The 14,489-nt window shown below is 61.1% G+C and carries 15 protein-coding genes; 7 read left to right on the plus strand and 8 right to left on the minus strand.

The genetic code is table 11. The features are described from left to right. Nucleotides 1–222: 222 nt before the first annotated feature. Nucleotides 223–1,140: a YncE family protein gene (locus PH552_RS32420; RefSeq protein ID WP_183765738.1), complete on the minus strand. Its 918-nt coding sequence runs from the start codon at nt 1,138–1,140 to the stop codon at nt 223–225. A gap of 237 nt (nt 1,141–1,377) precedes the next feature. Here PH552_RS32420 and PH552_RS32425 point away from each other — a divergent pair, with 237 nt between their 5' ends. Beyond that, nucleotides 1,378–2,361 carry a substrate-binding domain-containing protein gene (locus tag PH552_RS32425; protein ID WP_112341758.1) on the plus strand — a complete coding sequence of 328 codons (984 nt, stop codon included), beginning with the start codon at nt 1,378–1,380 and terminating at the stop codon, nt 2,359–2,361. 71 nt (nt 2,362–2,432) lie between these two features. Here the strand turns inward: PH552_RS32425 and PH552_RS32430 are convergent, their stop codons facing one another. Genes PH552_RS32430 through PH552_RS32450 form a run of 5 tightly spaced genes read right to left on the minus strand, consistent with a single transcriptional unit; the run spans nt 2,433 to nt 7,476 of the window. Then, nucleotides 2,433–3,698: an ABC transporter substrate-binding protein gene (locus tag PH552_RS32430; RefSeq protein ID WP_112341759.1), complete on the minus strand. Its 1,266-nt coding sequence runs from the start codon at nt 3,696–3,698 to the stop codon at nt 2,433–2,435. A 32-nt stretch (nt 3,699–3,730) separates the two neighbouring features. Then, entirely contained in the window at nt 3,731–4,567 is an 837-nt protein-coding gene (locus PH552_RS32435) for a carbohydrate ABC transporter permease (protein ID WP_113249494.1), read from the minus strand. Beyond that, entirely contained in the window at nt 4,564–5,487 is a 924-nt protein-coding gene (locus tag PH552_RS32440) for a carbohydrate ABC transporter permease (protein WP_183765740.1), read from the minus strand. Before PH552_RS32440 ends, PH552_RS32435 begins: the two co-directional genes overlap by 4 nt. Continuing rightward, the gene (locus tag PH552_RS32445) at nt 5,480–6,643 is read right to left on the minus strand and encodes an ABC transporter ATP-binding protein (protein WP_183765743.1); all 1,164 of its coding nucleotides are present in this window, start codon (nt 6,641–6,643) and stop codon (nt 5,480–5,482) included. Before PH552_RS32445 ends, PH552_RS32440 begins: the two co-directional genes overlap by 8 nt. Further along, complete coding sequence (locus PH552_RS32450) at nt 6,640–7,476, minus strand: metallophosphoesterase family protein (RefSeq protein ID WP_113249497.1); 837 nt, start codon at nt 7,474–7,476, stop codon at nt 6,640–6,642. The genes PH552_RS32445 and PH552_RS32450 overlap by 4 nt, the downstream gene beginning before the upstream one ends. Before the next feature lie 234 nt (nt 7,477–7,710). Between PH552_RS32450 and PH552_RS32455 the strand changes: the two genes are divergently transcribed. The 6 genes from PH552_RS32455 (at nt 7,711) to PH552_RS32480 (ending at nt 11,929) form a co-directional block, all read left to right on the plus strand. Continuing rightward, on the plus strand, nt 7,711–7,920 hold the full coding sequence (locus PH552_RS32455) for a SlyX family protein (RefSeq protein ID WP_113249498.1): 210 nt from the start codon (nt 7,711–7,713) through the stop codon (nt 7,918–7,920). Between the two features lie 112 nt (nt 7,921–8,032). Then, nucleotides 8,033–8,785 carry a peptide-methionine (S)-S-oxide reductase MsrA gene (gene msrA, locus PH552_RS32460; protein WP_113249499.1) on the plus strand — a complete coding sequence of 251 codons (753 nt, stop codon included), beginning with the start codon at nt 8,033–8,035 and terminating at the stop codon, nt 8,783–8,785. A 123-nt stretch (nt 8,786–8,908) separates the two neighbouring features. After that, nucleotides 8,909–9,832, plus strand: a complete 924-nt coding sequence (locus PH552_RS32465; RefSeq protein WP_113249500.1) for a bestrophin family protein — start codon at nt 8,909–8,911, stop codon at nt 9,830–9,832. 64 nt (nt 9,833–9,896) lie between these two features. Continuing rightward, a complete protein-coding gene (locus PH552_RS32470) occupies nt 9,897–10,436 on the plus strand; it encodes a sigma-70 family RNA polymerase sigma factor (RefSeq protein WP_112341767.1) in 540 nt (179 codons plus the stop codon). Then, entirely contained in the window at nt 10,423–11,190 is a 768-nt protein-coding gene (locus tag PH552_RS32475; RefSeq protein WP_113249501.1) for an anti-sigma factor family protein, read from the plus strand. Before PH552_RS32470 ends, PH552_RS32475 begins: the two co-directional genes overlap by 14 nt. A gap of 22 nt (nt 11,191–11,212) precedes the next feature. Then, complete coding sequence (locus tag PH552_RS32480) at nt 11,213–11,929, plus strand: Bax inhibitor-1/YccA family protein (protein WP_112341769.1); 717 nt, start codon at nt 11,213–11,215, stop codon at nt 11,927–11,929. Nucleotides 11,930–12,261: 332 nt separating this feature from the next. Here the strand turns inward: PH552_RS32480 and dgoD are convergent, their stop codons facing one another. Continuing rightward, nucleotides 12,262–13,410 carry a galactonate dehydratase gene (dgoD, locus tag PH552_RS32485; protein WP_092712672.1) on the minus strand — a complete coding sequence of 383 codons (1,149 nt, stop codon included), beginning with the start codon at nt 13,408–13,410 and terminating at the stop codon, nt 12,262–12,264. A gap of 31 nt (nt 13,411–13,441) precedes the next feature. After that, nucleotides 13,442–14,251, minus strand: coding sequence for a FadR/GntR family transcriptional regulator (locus tag PH552_RS32490; protein ID WP_169646382.1), 810 nt, complete (start codon nt 14,249–14,251; stop codon nt 13,442–13,444). Nucleotides 14,252–14,489 lie beyond the last annotated feature (238 nt).

Genomic DNA, 14,489 nt, shown 5'->3' on the forward strand with positions numbered 1-14,489 from the left:
GAGCCTCATCCGCCCTCGCCCTTCGAGGAGTCCTTCGGACTCTCCTCAGGGTGAGGGCTAATCTTTTCTTTCAGGCGAAGCTAAGTACAAATCGTTTCAAGTGAGCGGCCTTTTCCGCCCCCATCCTGAGGTGGGAGTGACCGAGCTTAGCGAAGGAGCGACCCTCGAAGGAAGAGGGTCGGCCCCAACGCGCCACGGCAGGCATGAAGTCGATTTCAAACCTCAAATCTCAGCGTAAACAATCCCGGTAAATGAGCCGGCATGGTGAAGAAGTTCGCGCTCGCCCGAGCCGTCGAGGCTGGCGGAATAGAGATTGCCGCCGATGTCGGTGAAGAACATGCGGTTGTTGGGGAGATCGAGCGAGAGGCCGATACCTTCGTCGAGGCCTTCGAGGACGACTTCGGAGGTTGCTGCGAGATCATCCATTTGGGCGCGATTAACGGTATTGCCGCGCGGGAGATTGCCGCGGTCGGTCCAGTAGATCGTGCGGGTGGCAAGATCCAGTTCGAGGTCGATCGGTTCCGGTAGCTTGTCCAGCAGGATTTCGATGCCGCTGCGGCTCGTCGCGGTTTCGCCGGCCGGTATATTGATGCCGGCGCGGAAGATGCGGCCGAGGCCGGCATCAGGCGGTCCCTTCTGGGTCCAGTAGATCTGGCCGAGCGGCAGATCGAGCGCGATGCCGACACACCAGCGTTCGATATCGGCGCTGTCTTCCGGGCTGTCGCCATTCTGCACCAGGGTTTCGATATCGCTGCCATCGATATTGGCACGCATCACCCGCATACCTTCGCGGTCGCACCAATAAAGCTTGCCGTTGTCGCGGTCGAGCTGGATCTGCTTCGGCGTGACGAGCGTGCTGCCTGGCGGGATCAATGTGATGTGGTTGCCGCCGTCGAGGTCCATGCGCTCGATGGAGCCGTCATGGGCGTTGTAGTCGCTGCCCATTTCCGTCCAATAGATCCAGCCGTTCTCGCTGTCGACGAGAATGCCGTCGGGGCTGCGGCCTTGCCGCTGGACGATGAGCTTGAGATCGGTGCCGTCGATGGCGGAGGAAAGAATTCGTCCGTCGTTGATATCGAGGAAGAACAGTCTTTCGGTCTGGTCGGTGGTGGCAGGCGTCCGTGCTTCTGCTTCTGACATGAGAGCATCCTTTCAAAGGGAGCGGATCTGCGGATCACAGCGCGGCAATCATGGCATCGGTTGATGACAACATCATTCGCCGCTGCGATCGTAACGACCATCTGCTGCGCTGCAGCAAAGATCAAGGGCCGGATTGTCGCGGTGCGCGCGGAGACCTGTCAAATAAGTGTCATCGGCCTGATATAAATCCCCGATAGTCCCATAGGGCTGAAACCGAAGCCGGAGGTGATTGATATCATGTCGACGCTCCAGCAGATCGCCTTTCGCGCCGGCTGTTCCGTCGCGACCGCCAGCCGGGTGATGAATCGCAGTGGTCCGGTCAGCGACGAGATGGTGCGGCGCGTGCGCCGGGCGGCGGCGGAGCTTGGCTATCGGGCGGGTGGGCGTACCGGCACCGGCCGGCCGGCGATCGGGGTGCTTATTCCGAGCATCACCAATCCCGTGTTCGCCGCATCTCTATCCAGTATCCAGAACAGGGCGCTGCATGCCGGGCATAGCGTGCTGATCGCCCAATCGAACTACGATCCGGCACAGGAGGTCGATGCCGTCGTCTCGCTGCTCCAGCAGCAGCCGACTGGCCTCATCCTGACACTCTGCGATCCCGAGCGCAGTTTTGTTCTGTCATCCGCCCTGCCGCCGACTGTGCTGCTTGGAAATCTTCCGACCAGCCGCTTCACAGCTGCGGTCGCGACCGACAATTTCGGTGCGGGCCGGGACCTGACCGAGCATCTCCTGGGCAAGGGACACCGCCGCATCCTATTCATATCAGGGCATTTCTCGGCATCGGATCGGGCGAAACTGCGCTATCAAGGCTATGTCAGGGCGATGACGGCGGCGGGGCAACAGCCTCTCGATGCCCTGGAGATTTCCTTCGTGAATAACCTCGAGCAGCTCGATCTTTCTGATGCTATTTCGCGGTTTAACCCAACGGCGATCATCGCTTCCAACGATCTTCTGGCGCTCGGCGTCATGGGTGCGCTTCGGCGCCAGGGTCTTTCGATCCCGCGCGATATTTCCGTCGCCGGCTTCGACGGGATTTCCCTTGGTTTTCTAGGGGAAGTTTCTCTGACGACCGTCGAAATTCCGGATGGGACGATCGGGGCGGCGGCCGCCTCGCTGCTGCTCGATATGGCTGAGAATGCCGCGCCGCCGCGTCATCTGAGTGTACCCTATCGGCTGCGTGCGGGCGGCACAGTGCGCGATCTCACTCTCCAATCCTGACATCCCTTTGCATATGAAAACGCCGCCTCTTGTTAAGAGGCGGCGCGGATCGTTCAGATGGGTTCGAAAGATCAACTGCGCGGCAGCAGGCCTTCGACGTCGGAAGCGGCGTCGTCGAGCGCTTCCTTCGGAGCGGCCGAGCCGTCGACGATGCGTGAGAGGTTGTCGACGATGGTTTGCGTAACCTTGACGCCGTTGGAGCCCGGGAAGGCATACCAGGGAACCATGATCGACATCTGGCTGAGGCCGGCCTGGAACAGCGGGTTCTTCTTGTAGAAATCGCCAAGATATTCGGCCGACTTGGCAGCAAGCTCATTGTTCGGAACATAGCCGGTGCCGGGAACAACGACCGAGGCGCCATAGGGGCCGGCGGCGAACTTGGCGAATTTCCAGGCGGCTTCTTCCTTGACCGGGTCGTGGGTCAGGATGACGACGGCGTTGCCGCCCGTCGGCAGGCGACCATTGACCGGGTCGATCAGCGGCAGCTTGGCGGTGCGCAGGTCGAACTTGGCGCCGACATTCTTGATGGTGTTGACGAGCGCGCCGGTCGTCTGGAATTCGAAGCCGACCTTGCCGGCAGCGAAAGCCTGTTCGCCGGCAGCCTTGGTGAAGACCGGCATGCCGCCTTCCTTGACGAAGCGCTGGATCAGTTCGACGGCCTTCTGGCCTTCGGGACCGTTGAAGGCGACCTTCGTCTCGTCGTCGCTCAGCATCTTGCCGCCGGCGCCGAAGAGGAGGGCGGAGAACATCCAGTCGTCGCCCTGCCAGCGGAAGTCCATGCCGTCGACACCGTTGCCGAGCGCCTTGATCTTGCCGGCAAGCGTGATGACCTCATCCCAGGTCTTCGGCGGGTTGTCCGGATTGCCGCCGGCAGCCTTCACCAGGTCGGCGTTGTAATACATGATCGGGTTGGACGTCGCGAAGGCGAGGCCGACCTGCTTGCCCTTGACCTGGGCGAGCTTCAGGATCGTGTCCGAGAAGCCCTTCTCGGCCATGTTGCCCTCTTTCTTGACGAGAGGGCCGAGGTCGACGGCGACATTGCGCTCGTCGATCATGCGCAGGCGGTTGAGGCCGATGAAGGTGACATCCGGCATCTCGCTGGTGCCGGCCTGGCGCAGGATAGTCTGGATGCCTTCCTCATAGGTGGCCGAAGGAGCGGCGAACTGGATCTTGATGTCGGGATTTTCTTCCATGAACTTCTTCGAGATCGTGTCCATCACGTTCTTGAAGAAGCCGGGCATGGGATAGTGAACCGTCAGGGTGGTTTCGGCATAGGCCGGGACCGTCACGACCATCGAAATGGCCGCGGCGGCGAGAATCTGGGTGATATGCTTCATCGCTCGTTCTCCGTTTTCAAATTTCGAACCGGTCATCCTTTGAGACCGGTCATGGTGATGCCCTCGACGAAACGCTTCTGAGCCAGAAGGAATGCCGCGACGAGGGGAAGGGTGATGATGAGGGTTGCCGCCATGAGCGCGCCGTAGTCGTCGCCGGCTTCGGCGGCGCGGAAATACATGAGGCCCAGCGGCGGCGTGAAATATTCCTGCTTGGTGATGACGATCAGCGGCCAGTAGAGGTCGTTCCAGTGCGCGACGACCGAGAAGATCGCGAAAGCCGTGACCGCCGGCCAGGCATTCGGCACGATGACGCGGGCGACGATCCCGATTTCAGACATGCCGTCGAGTCGGGCGGCATGGATCAGATCGTCGGGCATGGAACGGAAGAACTGCAGGAACATGAAGATCGCGAAGACCGAGATCGAGAAGGGCGCGACCAGGGCGGCGTAGCTGTTCAGCAGCGACAGGCTGTTGAAGCCGACATAGAGCGGCAGCGCCGTCGCATGGATCGGAACCAGCAGCCCAAGCATGACGAGAACCATCATCGTGCGGGCGGCCGGAAACTTCAGCTTCGCCATGGCATAGGCGCAGGGGATGGCGATCAGCACTTGGAAGAAGAAGATCAGCCCGCAGACGAAGACGCCGTTGAACAGCAGCGTGCCCATCGAAACCTTGCTCAGTGCCTTGGCGATGTTCTCGACGTAATAGAAATGCGTCGGGATCAGCTTTAGCGCCGAAGTGAAGATATCGTCCTGCGCCTTGCCGGCGGTCGAGATCATGAAGATGTAGGGCGCGAGGAAGATGAGCGAGCCCAGGATCAGCAGAGAGAGGCGCAGGATGCGGCCGGGAGTGAAGCCTGTCGAGGTCATGTGTAATGCACCTGCCGGTCGTGGACGCGATATTGCAGGAAGGTCAGCACCACGAGGATGGAGAGAAACACCGTGGTCATCGCCGAGGCATAACCAACGCGGAGATAGACGAAGCCTTCCTGGTAGATGGTGAAAAGCAGCACTTCCGAAGCATGGTTCGGGCCGCCGTCTGTCAGGGCCTTGACGGTATCGAAGACCTTCACCGCATTGATGATGCTGATTGTGGTGACGAAGAGCGTCGTCGGTCCGAGCATCGGCCAGGTGACGAGCCAGAAACGGTCGAATGACGACTTTGCACCATCCACTTCAGCTGCGGCGTAGAGTTCTCGCGGGATGGCGGTAAGGCCGGCGAGAAACAGCACCATGTTGAAACCGACAGATTGCCAGACGCCGATGATCGACAGGCTGTAGAGCGCGGTCGCCGAGGCGCCGAGCCAGTTCGGTCCGCGCACGCCGATCTCGCCGAGCAGCGCGTTGATCGGACCGATCGTCGGATGGAAGAGATATTGCCAGACGGTCGCCATTGCGACGATCAGCGAGGCAACAGGCAGGAAGTAGGCCGTGCGGAAGAAGCTGCGGCCGATGCCTTCGCTTTCGATCAGCAATGCGACCCCGAGGCCGAGCACGATCGAGACGGGTGCGACGATGGCGGTATAGGTCGCTGTATTCCAGAGCGACTTTATGAAGGCGCGGTCGCGAAGCAGATGCGCGTAGTTCTCGAAGGCGACGAAACGCAGGCTCTTGTCGCCGAGCTGGAAATCCGTGAAGCCGAGCACGACGACGGCAATGATCGGAACGATGATGAAGAGAACGATCAGGACGATGGCGGGCAGGGCGAAGAGGAGAGCCGTACGGGCTTCGCTGCGCTCGCGGGCCGCGGCAGCCTGCATCGGCAAGGAGGTGAGGGCAATGCTAGCCATGCGCCTTCTCCCGCGTGGCGTCGACGGTCGTCGGGCTCGCGCGCAGGCGGCGGCCGTCTTCGGCGAAGACCAAGGCCTGCTCGGCCGTGAGCGTCAGCGCAACCGGCATGCCGGCGGATAGGCCGGCGACTTCCGCCGGTGCGAGCTTGGCGACCATGGTTTCGCCGATGGCATCGAGCTTGGCATAGAGGATGACTTCGGAGCCGAGGAATTCCATCCGCTCGATATGGGCGGCGAGCGCATCCTGACGGCCCTGGGAGAGCTGCACGAATTCCGGGCGAATGCCGAGGGTCACGTTCCTGCCGGCAAAGGCACTGTCTTCGAGCGCCAGCCGGATGCCGCCGAAGGCGACGATGCCGTTTTCGGCGAGCGCCGGCAAAAGGTTGATGCGCGGCTGACCGACAAAACGGGCGACTTCCACATGGGCCGGGTCGTCATAGATCGTCTGCGGCGAGGCGAGCTGCAGCAGCTGGCCGCCGATCATGACGGCGACGCGGTCGGCCATCGACAGCGCCTCGGCCTGGTCATGCGTGACGTAGACCGTCGGCACTCCGGCGCGGCGATGCAGATCGACGATCTCGCCGCGGGCATGGACGCGCAGGTTGGCGTCGAGATTGGAAAGCGGCTCGTCCATGAGGAAGACGGCGGGGCGGCGCACCATGGCGCGGGCGAGCGCCACGCGCTGACGCTGGCCACCGGACATCTGGCCAGGCTTGCGGTCGAGCAGGTGATCGATCTTCAGCGAGACGGCCATTTCGCGGACATCGCGGATGATGCCGGCGCGAGTCGCGCGCTGGCCGGGGATCAGCGAGCCGATGAAAGGCAGGCGCTGCACGCGCGACAGGCGGCGCATGGCAAGCGGCACGGCAATGTTTTCCGAGGCCGTCAGGTGCGGATAGAGCGCGTAGGACTGAAAGACCATCGCGATATTGCGATCCGCCGCGGCGACGCCGGAAACGTCGCTGCCGCCGAGGATGATTTCGCCGCTGTCGGCATGGTCAAGGCCGGCGAGGATGCGCAAAAGCGTGCTCTTGCCGCAGCCGGACGGGCCGACCAAGGCGATGAACTCGCCGGGCTGAACATCAAGATCGACGCCTTTGAGGATGGCGTTGCCGCCGAAGGATTTGGCGATGCCGCGAAGCGAGAGCGCACTCATTCGGCCGGCTCCTTCTTTGCCTTCGGTGCTGCCTGCGGATAGACTTCCATGACGACATCATCGAGGAAGTAGGCGGTCATGCCGGGTACGGCGACGAGCTCGGTCGAGACCGTCTCGCCAAGTTCATGGATCGCTGCGCCGATCAGCCGTTCGCCCGGCATTTCGCGCTCCATCTCGCCGAGGATGAAGGCTGCGGGTGGTGCCCAGACCAGCTTCGTATCGTTGAAGCGGCCTTCCCAGGTCCAATGCAGGTGGCCGCTGCCGAGGAGGGCGACGTCATGGGTTGCGATCAGATCGTAGAGCCGGCGGCGCTGGGCGGGGCGCACGCTCCAGTAGCCGGTATCGCCCTCATCGGGCGCATCGACGAAGAGCGGCTTGTGGGCAAAGAGGGCGATGCGGCGCTCGCCACGGCTTTCGAGCTTTTCCTGCAGCCAGTCGAACTGCTTCTGCTCTTCGGCATCCTCGAAGCCCATCAGCAGGCTGTTGAGGCCGATCAGGCGCCAGTTACCGATATCCTTCGCCCAGTAGTCAGGACCGACGAGGCGGCGCCAGCGGTCCAGCCGCTCGGGATTAACGGGCTGATAGGAGCCGGGCAGGTGGCCGACATCGTGGTTGCCGGGCACGATCAGCATCGGCACGGAAATCTGGCGCATCAGATCCATGGAAAAGAGGAGATCTTCGTCCTTGTCGGCGCCATCGACGCTGAGATCGCCGGTATGAATGACAAGATCGGCGCCGCTTGCCTCGATCCATTTCGCCAGCGGCTCCCAATTGCCGTTGAAATGCGGCTTGTTGGGGCTCAAATGCGTGTCGGTGATCTGGATGATCTTCAAGGCGCTTCTCCGAAGTCTTCAGAATGGTGCGCCTGCGGAAGGGATTGCCCTCAAACCGGCGCGTCTCTGCGCTCTCTTTAGAGGGGCCCCATGTCAGTCAGGTAACAGGTGTTTTCAGCTGTTTTTCAGTTTTGTCACATCACCGTCAAATGACGCTGCCGCTTGCCTCATGCGGAATGGAAGGACTGTACGCGGCGGTACCGGTGCTGTAGATCGTTGCGAAAGGGATCAGACATGTCAGACGAACAGAGCCGCATCATCAAACTTGAGGAAACCGTCGCCTACCAGGCCAAGACGATCGAGGAACTTTCCGATCAGATTGCCGAGCAATGGAAGGTAGTGGAGCAGACGCGGCAGAAACTTGATCGGCTGACCGAGCGGTTTCTGACGCTGGAGGAACAGTCGCTCGACGCGCCGGCCATTACCAAGCCGCCGCATTACTAAGGGCCTCGTTCACGTTTCGGTGTTACACGCGGGCGTGTGTAACAAAAATCCCTGTCTTCCCGTATTTCCTTATGACCGGAGCATTTATAATCGCGGTCGAGAGGAAATCGTCATGAAGACTCTATCGACAGACACGATTCGCATTTATTCAGCGCGCGTCACCCGCTTGGCTGGCTTTGCGGCGATGGCGATATTGCTTGGCGGCGTTGCGCTGCAATTTGTCGGTCGCGCCTCTGCCGAGGACGCCCGTGTCATTCCCGCGCCGAGCATGGATGAAAAGGCATCCTCCGCCAATACGGAGACCGCGGTGCTTGCGGGCGGCTGCTTTTGGGGCGTTCAGGGCGTTTTCCAGCACGTCAACGGCGTGATCAGCGCCACATCCGGCTACACCGGCGGCAGCAAGAATGCTGCGCACTATGAAATGGTAGGCTCGGGCGATACCGGCCATGCCGAATCCGTGCGAATCGTTTTCGATCCCCATAAGATCAGCTACGGCCATCTGCTGCAGATCTATTTCTCGGTAGCGCATGATCCGACGGAGCTGAACCGTCAGGGCCCGGATACCGGCACGCAATATCGTTCAGCCATCTTCCCGACCAGCCAGTCACAGGCCGATATCGCCAAGGCCTATATCGACCAGCTCAACCATGCCAAGGTCTTCGACGCCGCGATCGTCACCAAGATCGAGCCCGCTCGGCAATTCTATGCCGCCGAGGCCTATCATCAGGATTTCCTGACGACGCATCCGAGCTATCCCTATATTGTCATCAACGACCTGCCGAAGATCAAGAACCTGCAGCATCTCTTCCCTGGGGATTATCGCGCCGACCCGGTTTTGGTCACGGCAAGCGTGAGCGCGAAATGATGGTCTGCCTGACCGGCGAGCGATGCCCGCCGGTCAGGGCCGCCTTGCAAGAAATGCTCGTTACTCCCGGTGTGTCTGGTGTATTTCTGCTTCACCAGATAGTCATCGAGAGTGCGTTTCGTCATGATCGTCCGCGACCGGCCGAATCTCTTCCAGCTTTTCTTCATCCTTCGTGGGTCGATCATTCGGCGCATTCTGCCGCAGATCATCGCCATCTTTCTGCTATCGGCACTGATCGTCTGGGGTCATGAGGAGCGACCGAACCTCATCGTCTCTTTCAACGGTTCGGCGCTTTCGCTGCTCGGCATCGCGCTTTCGATCTTCCTCGGTTTCCGCAACAATGCCTGCTACGACCGCTGGTGGGAGGGGAGGCGCGACTGGGGACAACTCGTCCAGCTCGCGCGCGGCTTCGCCCGGCAGACGCTGGTGCTGGAGAGTGAAGGCGGTGCGGGTGTCGAGGCGCGCAAAAACCTGCTGCGCCTGACCATGGCCTTCGCGCAGGCGTTGGTCTGTCTTCTGCGGCCCGGCAGCGACGAGGGCAAGGTGCTGCGCTTGCTTGCTCCAAGCGAGGCGGAATTCTACCATGCGGCCCGCAACAAGCCTGATCTCATTCTGCGCCTGATGTCCGCCGATCTCGCGCGGCTGAAAGCATCGGGTGTGATTTCCGATATCCAATATCAGATGCTGGATATCACGATCGGCCAGATGGGGGCGGTGCAGGCTGCTTGCGAGCGGCTGCGCAACACGCCGCTGCCCTTCGGCTATACGCTGCTTTTGCATCGCACCGCCTATCTCTTCTGTTTCCTGCTTCCCTTCGGCTATGTCGATACGCTCGGCTGGGGCTCGCCCTTCGTGACGGCCCTTATCGCCTATACCTTCTTCGGTCTCGATGCGCTGGGCGACGAGCTGGAAGACCCTTTCGGCAAGCGTCCCAATGCGCTCGCCATCGGCGCGCTTGCGGATACGATCGAGATCAATCTGCGCGAAGCGCTTGGGGAAACCGACCTGCCGCCGCTGCCGCAACCCAAAGATTTCCTGCTGATGTAAAAAATCGGCAAAAATATTCGTCGAGCGATGGAATAGAATCCGGAGTGCTTCCGTATATAGGTGTATGGAACGCAAAGGACGCACATTCGATGTTTTGGGGCAGCTCGGTTCGCTGAGACGTTATGCCCGCTCGCTCGTGCGCAATGCGGACGAGGCCGAGGATCTGGTGCATGACGCGCTGGTCAAGGCCTATGAGCGCAAGGCATCCTTCCGACGCGACGGCAATCTGCGCACCTGGCTGTTGTCGATCCTGCACAATGTGCATATCGACCGCCTGCGCCAGACGAAATCGCAGAACCGCCGTCACGAGGAGGCTGCGGCCGAACTTGAGCCGGTATTGCCGGCATCGCAGGATCATACGGTGCGCTTGAGCCAGGTCCGCGAAGCCTTCTTCAGTCTGCCTGAGGAGCAGCGCGAGGCGCTGCATCTCGTGGCGATCGAGGATCTCTCCTATCAGGAGGCGGCATCAGCGCTTGGCATTCCCGTCGGCACGCTGATGTCCCGCATCGCGCGGGCAAGGGCGAGCTTACGCTCTTTCGAAGAGGCGACCTCCAAAGTTTCACATCTCAGGCTTATCGAGGGAGGCGGCAATGAAAATCGTTGATCCGATCATCGATGCCGATCTCGACGCCTATGTCGATGGCGAGCTGACGCTCGCACGCCGTGTCGAGGTGGAATCCTATCTCTCCGAGCACCCCGAGATCGCGGCCAAGGTGATGGCCGATATGAGTATCCGCGGTGAATTGCGCATGGCGTTGGCCGGAGAAGGCCATGTCGTCCGCGCCGAAACGCGCGAAGCTGCCCGGCGGCTGGAGCGCGGGCTGGCCTATGGACGCATGCTGAGTTCTTTTCAGCGCGTCGCGGCCATTGCCGTACTGGTGACGACCGGCTGGGTCGCGCATACATCCTTCGGCGCCTTCACGGCAAGCGAAGTCAGCGCGTCGACACGGCCGCCGGCTTTTGTCGATGACGCAGTACGCGCCTACAAGACAACGGCGGTACGCGAAGAGATCAAGCAGCAGTCGGTCGCGAATTACAATCCCGAGGAAATCCGCGCGTCGACGGCGATCGTCCTGCCGGAGCTGCCGGGTGGCTGGCGCGTCACCGACGCGCAGATCTATCCGTCCGAGTTCGGTCCAAGCGTCGAAATGATGGTCGATGCTGGCAAGGATGGGCATTTGTCACTGTTTGCCGTCCGCCCGGGCACATTCGCCGTCAAGGACGTCAGTCACGTCAAGCGTGACGATGTCCAGGCTGCCTATTGGCAGATCGGTGAAGTCGCCTATGCGCTGATCGGCAATGGCCAGGCGAGCCAGCTCGACGGCGATGCCGAACAGCTTGCCCGAAGCCTCTACTAGTTCGAATTAAAGGAGAACGACCATGAACCCGACCAATCCGCGATACGGCTACGGAGCCGCCGCCGGCTCGCAGGCGCTCTTCGACGAGGGGCTGCGCCGGCATATGCTGCGCGTCTACAACTACATGGGTATCGGCCTTGTTGTGACGGGAATCGTCGCGCTGATCGTCGGCACGACGCCGGCGCTCTATGTGCCGATCTTCCAGAGCCCGCTGAAGTGGGTCGTCATGCTGGCGCCGCTTGCCTTCGTATTCTTCTTCTCGTTCCGCATCCAGTCGATGTCTGCCAGCACGGCGCAGATGATGTTCTGGGCGTTCTGCGCGGTCATGGGCCTGTCGCTGGCCTCCGTCTTCCTGGTCTTCACCGGCACGAGCATCGCGCGTACCTTCTTCATCGCCGCGACCATGTTCGGCGCGACCAGCCTCTACGGCTATACGACGAAGCGTGATCTCTCCAACATCGGCTCATTCCTGATGATGGGCCTGTTCGGCGTCATCATCGCCAGCATCGTCAATATCTTCCTGGGTTCGAGCGCGCTGCAGTTCGCCATCTCGATCATCGGCATCGTCGTCTTCGTCGGCCTGACCGCCTGGGATACGCAGAACATCAAGGAACAGTATGCCGAAAACTATGATCAGGAATCGCAACAGAAGCTCGCCGTCTTCGGTGCCCTGTCGCTCTACCTGAACTTCGTCAACATCTTCCAACTGCTGCTGAACTTCACGGGTGAACGGGAATAGTTGGAATTAATCGCTTGAGCATGATCTGAGCTGAAGGGCACTCCACGCCTTCGGTGATTATGCTCCGGGAATGCGTCTCCCTGGGGGCTTGTTGAGACGCATGACGCGCCTGCAGTATCTGCGCCGATACTGCAGGCGCAACCTTTTTGGGGGGCGAGCCAACTTGGCTGAACCGCTCGCAAAATCACCTTCGCCGCGGGGCGGCAAGGGGAAGGCGCCGGACCAGGAGAGCACCGTCCAAAGAAAAGGCCCGATAGCGCAGATCTGCTGCCATCGGGCCTTTCATCATTGGAGATATGCGGTTTCTCGTCCGTCAGGTGACGGGCGTGGTCTTACCATTCGGCGACGCTGCCGTCCTCATGACGCCAGACGGGGTTGCGCCAGCGGTGGCCTTCCTTGGCGCGTTCGATGACATAGGCTTCGTCGACTTCGATGCCGAGGCCGGGACCCTGTGGGATCGAAACGAAACCGTCGGCATATTGGAACACCTCCTTGTTGGAGATGTAGTCGAGGATGTCGTTGCCCTTGTTGTAGTGGATGCCGAGGCTCTGTTCCTGGATAAAGGCATTGTAGCTGACGGCATCGACCTGCAGGCAGGCGGCAAGCGCGATGGGGCCGAGCGGGCAGTGCGGGGCGAGCGCCACGTCATAGGCCTCGGCCATGGCGGCGATCTTGCGGCATTCGGTGATGCCACCGGCATGGCTGAGGTCGGGCTGGAGAATGTCGACATAGCCGTCCGACAGCACTGACTTGAAATCCCAGCGCGAATAAAGGCGTTCGCCGAGCGCGATCGGCGTCGAGCAATGGTTGGCGATTTCCTTCAGCGCCTCGCGGTTTTCCGAAAGCACCGGCTCCTCGATGAAAAGCAGCTTGTAGGGTTCCAGCTCCTTGGCGAGCACCTTGGCCATCGGACGATGGACGCGGCCGTGGAAATCGACGCCGATGCCGATGTAGGGGCCGATCGCCTCGCGGATGGTGGCGATGGTCTCAACAGCTTTTTCCACCTTGTCATAGGTGTCGACGATCTGCATTTCCTCACAGCCGTTGAGCTTGATCGCCTTGAAGCCGCGGGCGACCACATCCTTGGCATTGTTGGCGACGTCGGAGGGACGGTCGCCGCCGATCCAGGAATAGACCTTGATCTTGTCGCGCACCTGGCCGCCGAGCAGCGAATGGATCGGCTGGCCGAGCGCTTTGCCCTTGATGTCCCACAGCGCCTGATCGATGCCGGCCAGCGCCGACATGTGGACGGCGCCGCCGCGATAGAAGCCGGCGCGGTACATGACGTTCCAGTGATCCTCGATCAGGAACGGATCCTTGCCGATCAGATAGTCTTCCAGCTCGTGCACGGCCGCCTGGACGGTGAGCGCGCGACCTTCGACCACGGGCTCGCCCCAGCCGACGATGCCTTCGTCGGTCTCGATCTTCAGGAACAGCCAGCGCGGGGGAACGATATAGGTCGTCAGCTTGGTGATTTTCATGGGGATGATTCCGTTTGGACTTCGGGTTGCGTCAGCGGCGCGAGGCCGCGGATCTCGGGGTTTCGGGATTTGTTTTCCGGCCTTCGTCCAGCCGTCGTTCGACGGCGAGATCGCGGGCGGCAAGATCGAGCATGCGGTGAGCGCAGTCGCGCGCGGCGGCGCGGTCACGCAGGCGCAGCGCCTCTACCAGTTCGCCGTGAACCGCAATCGCCTCGTCGCGGCTATGGGCGGCGACGTTGGAGGCATGGAGCGCATATTTGAGGCCGGCATGCATGGCGCTGGACAGGCGCCGGAAGACCTGATTGTGGCTGGCACTCAGAAGTACGTTGTGAAAGGTCACGTCGGCCTCCGTAAAGCCTTCCGGATCATCGCCGCTGTCGCGCATGCGCTCCCAGGCGTTTTCCAGATCGGCAATCTCGCGAGCTGTCGCCCTTTCCGCTGCATATTCGGCGGCAGCCGGTTCGATCGTGCGCCGCGCTTCGAGGATCGAGCCGAGAATATCGAAATCGGCGATGTAGGGACCCATCCATTCCAGCACATCCTGGTCGAGAATGTTCCAGTCATCCTTGTTGCAGACCGTGGTGCCGATGCGCGGTTTGCCGCGCACGAGGCCCTTGGACTCCAGCACTTTGAGGGATTCGCGGATAACCGTGCGGCTGACACCGTATATTTCGCAAAGGTCGTTTTCGCGCGGCAGAGTCGAACCGGAGGGATAACGTTCGGCGCAGATGTCTTCGGCGATCGCGGCGGTCACGTTTTTGCGCACACGCGGGCGGCGCGCCGTCTGCGTCGAGGAGCCATGTCCTTGTTTTGCTAGGCCCTGTCTTTCCAGCGATTCCACCCTATCTCCCCCACACCGTTTCGCATGCTTTCCCAATATCTCCCCGGCCAAGGGCAGGCGGATCTTGCATGCAGGCGATGCCCGGCCAGCTTTCGCGGCCGTGTCGATATCATGATACGATAATCATCATACATTGGCAATATTCTTGTATGATGATTTGGAAAACTCGTATTGCCTTTTGGGATCGACGCCGCTTTTGTTACCGCGGCGTCGTCTTCAGCGGATAGAAGGGTTATGG

The organism is Rhizobium aureum (assembly GCF_030182495.1).
In the GTDB taxonomy this organism is placed as follows: Bacteria; Pseudomonadota; Alphaproteobacteria; order Rhizobiales; family Rhizobiaceae; genus Rhizobium; species Rhizobium tropici_C.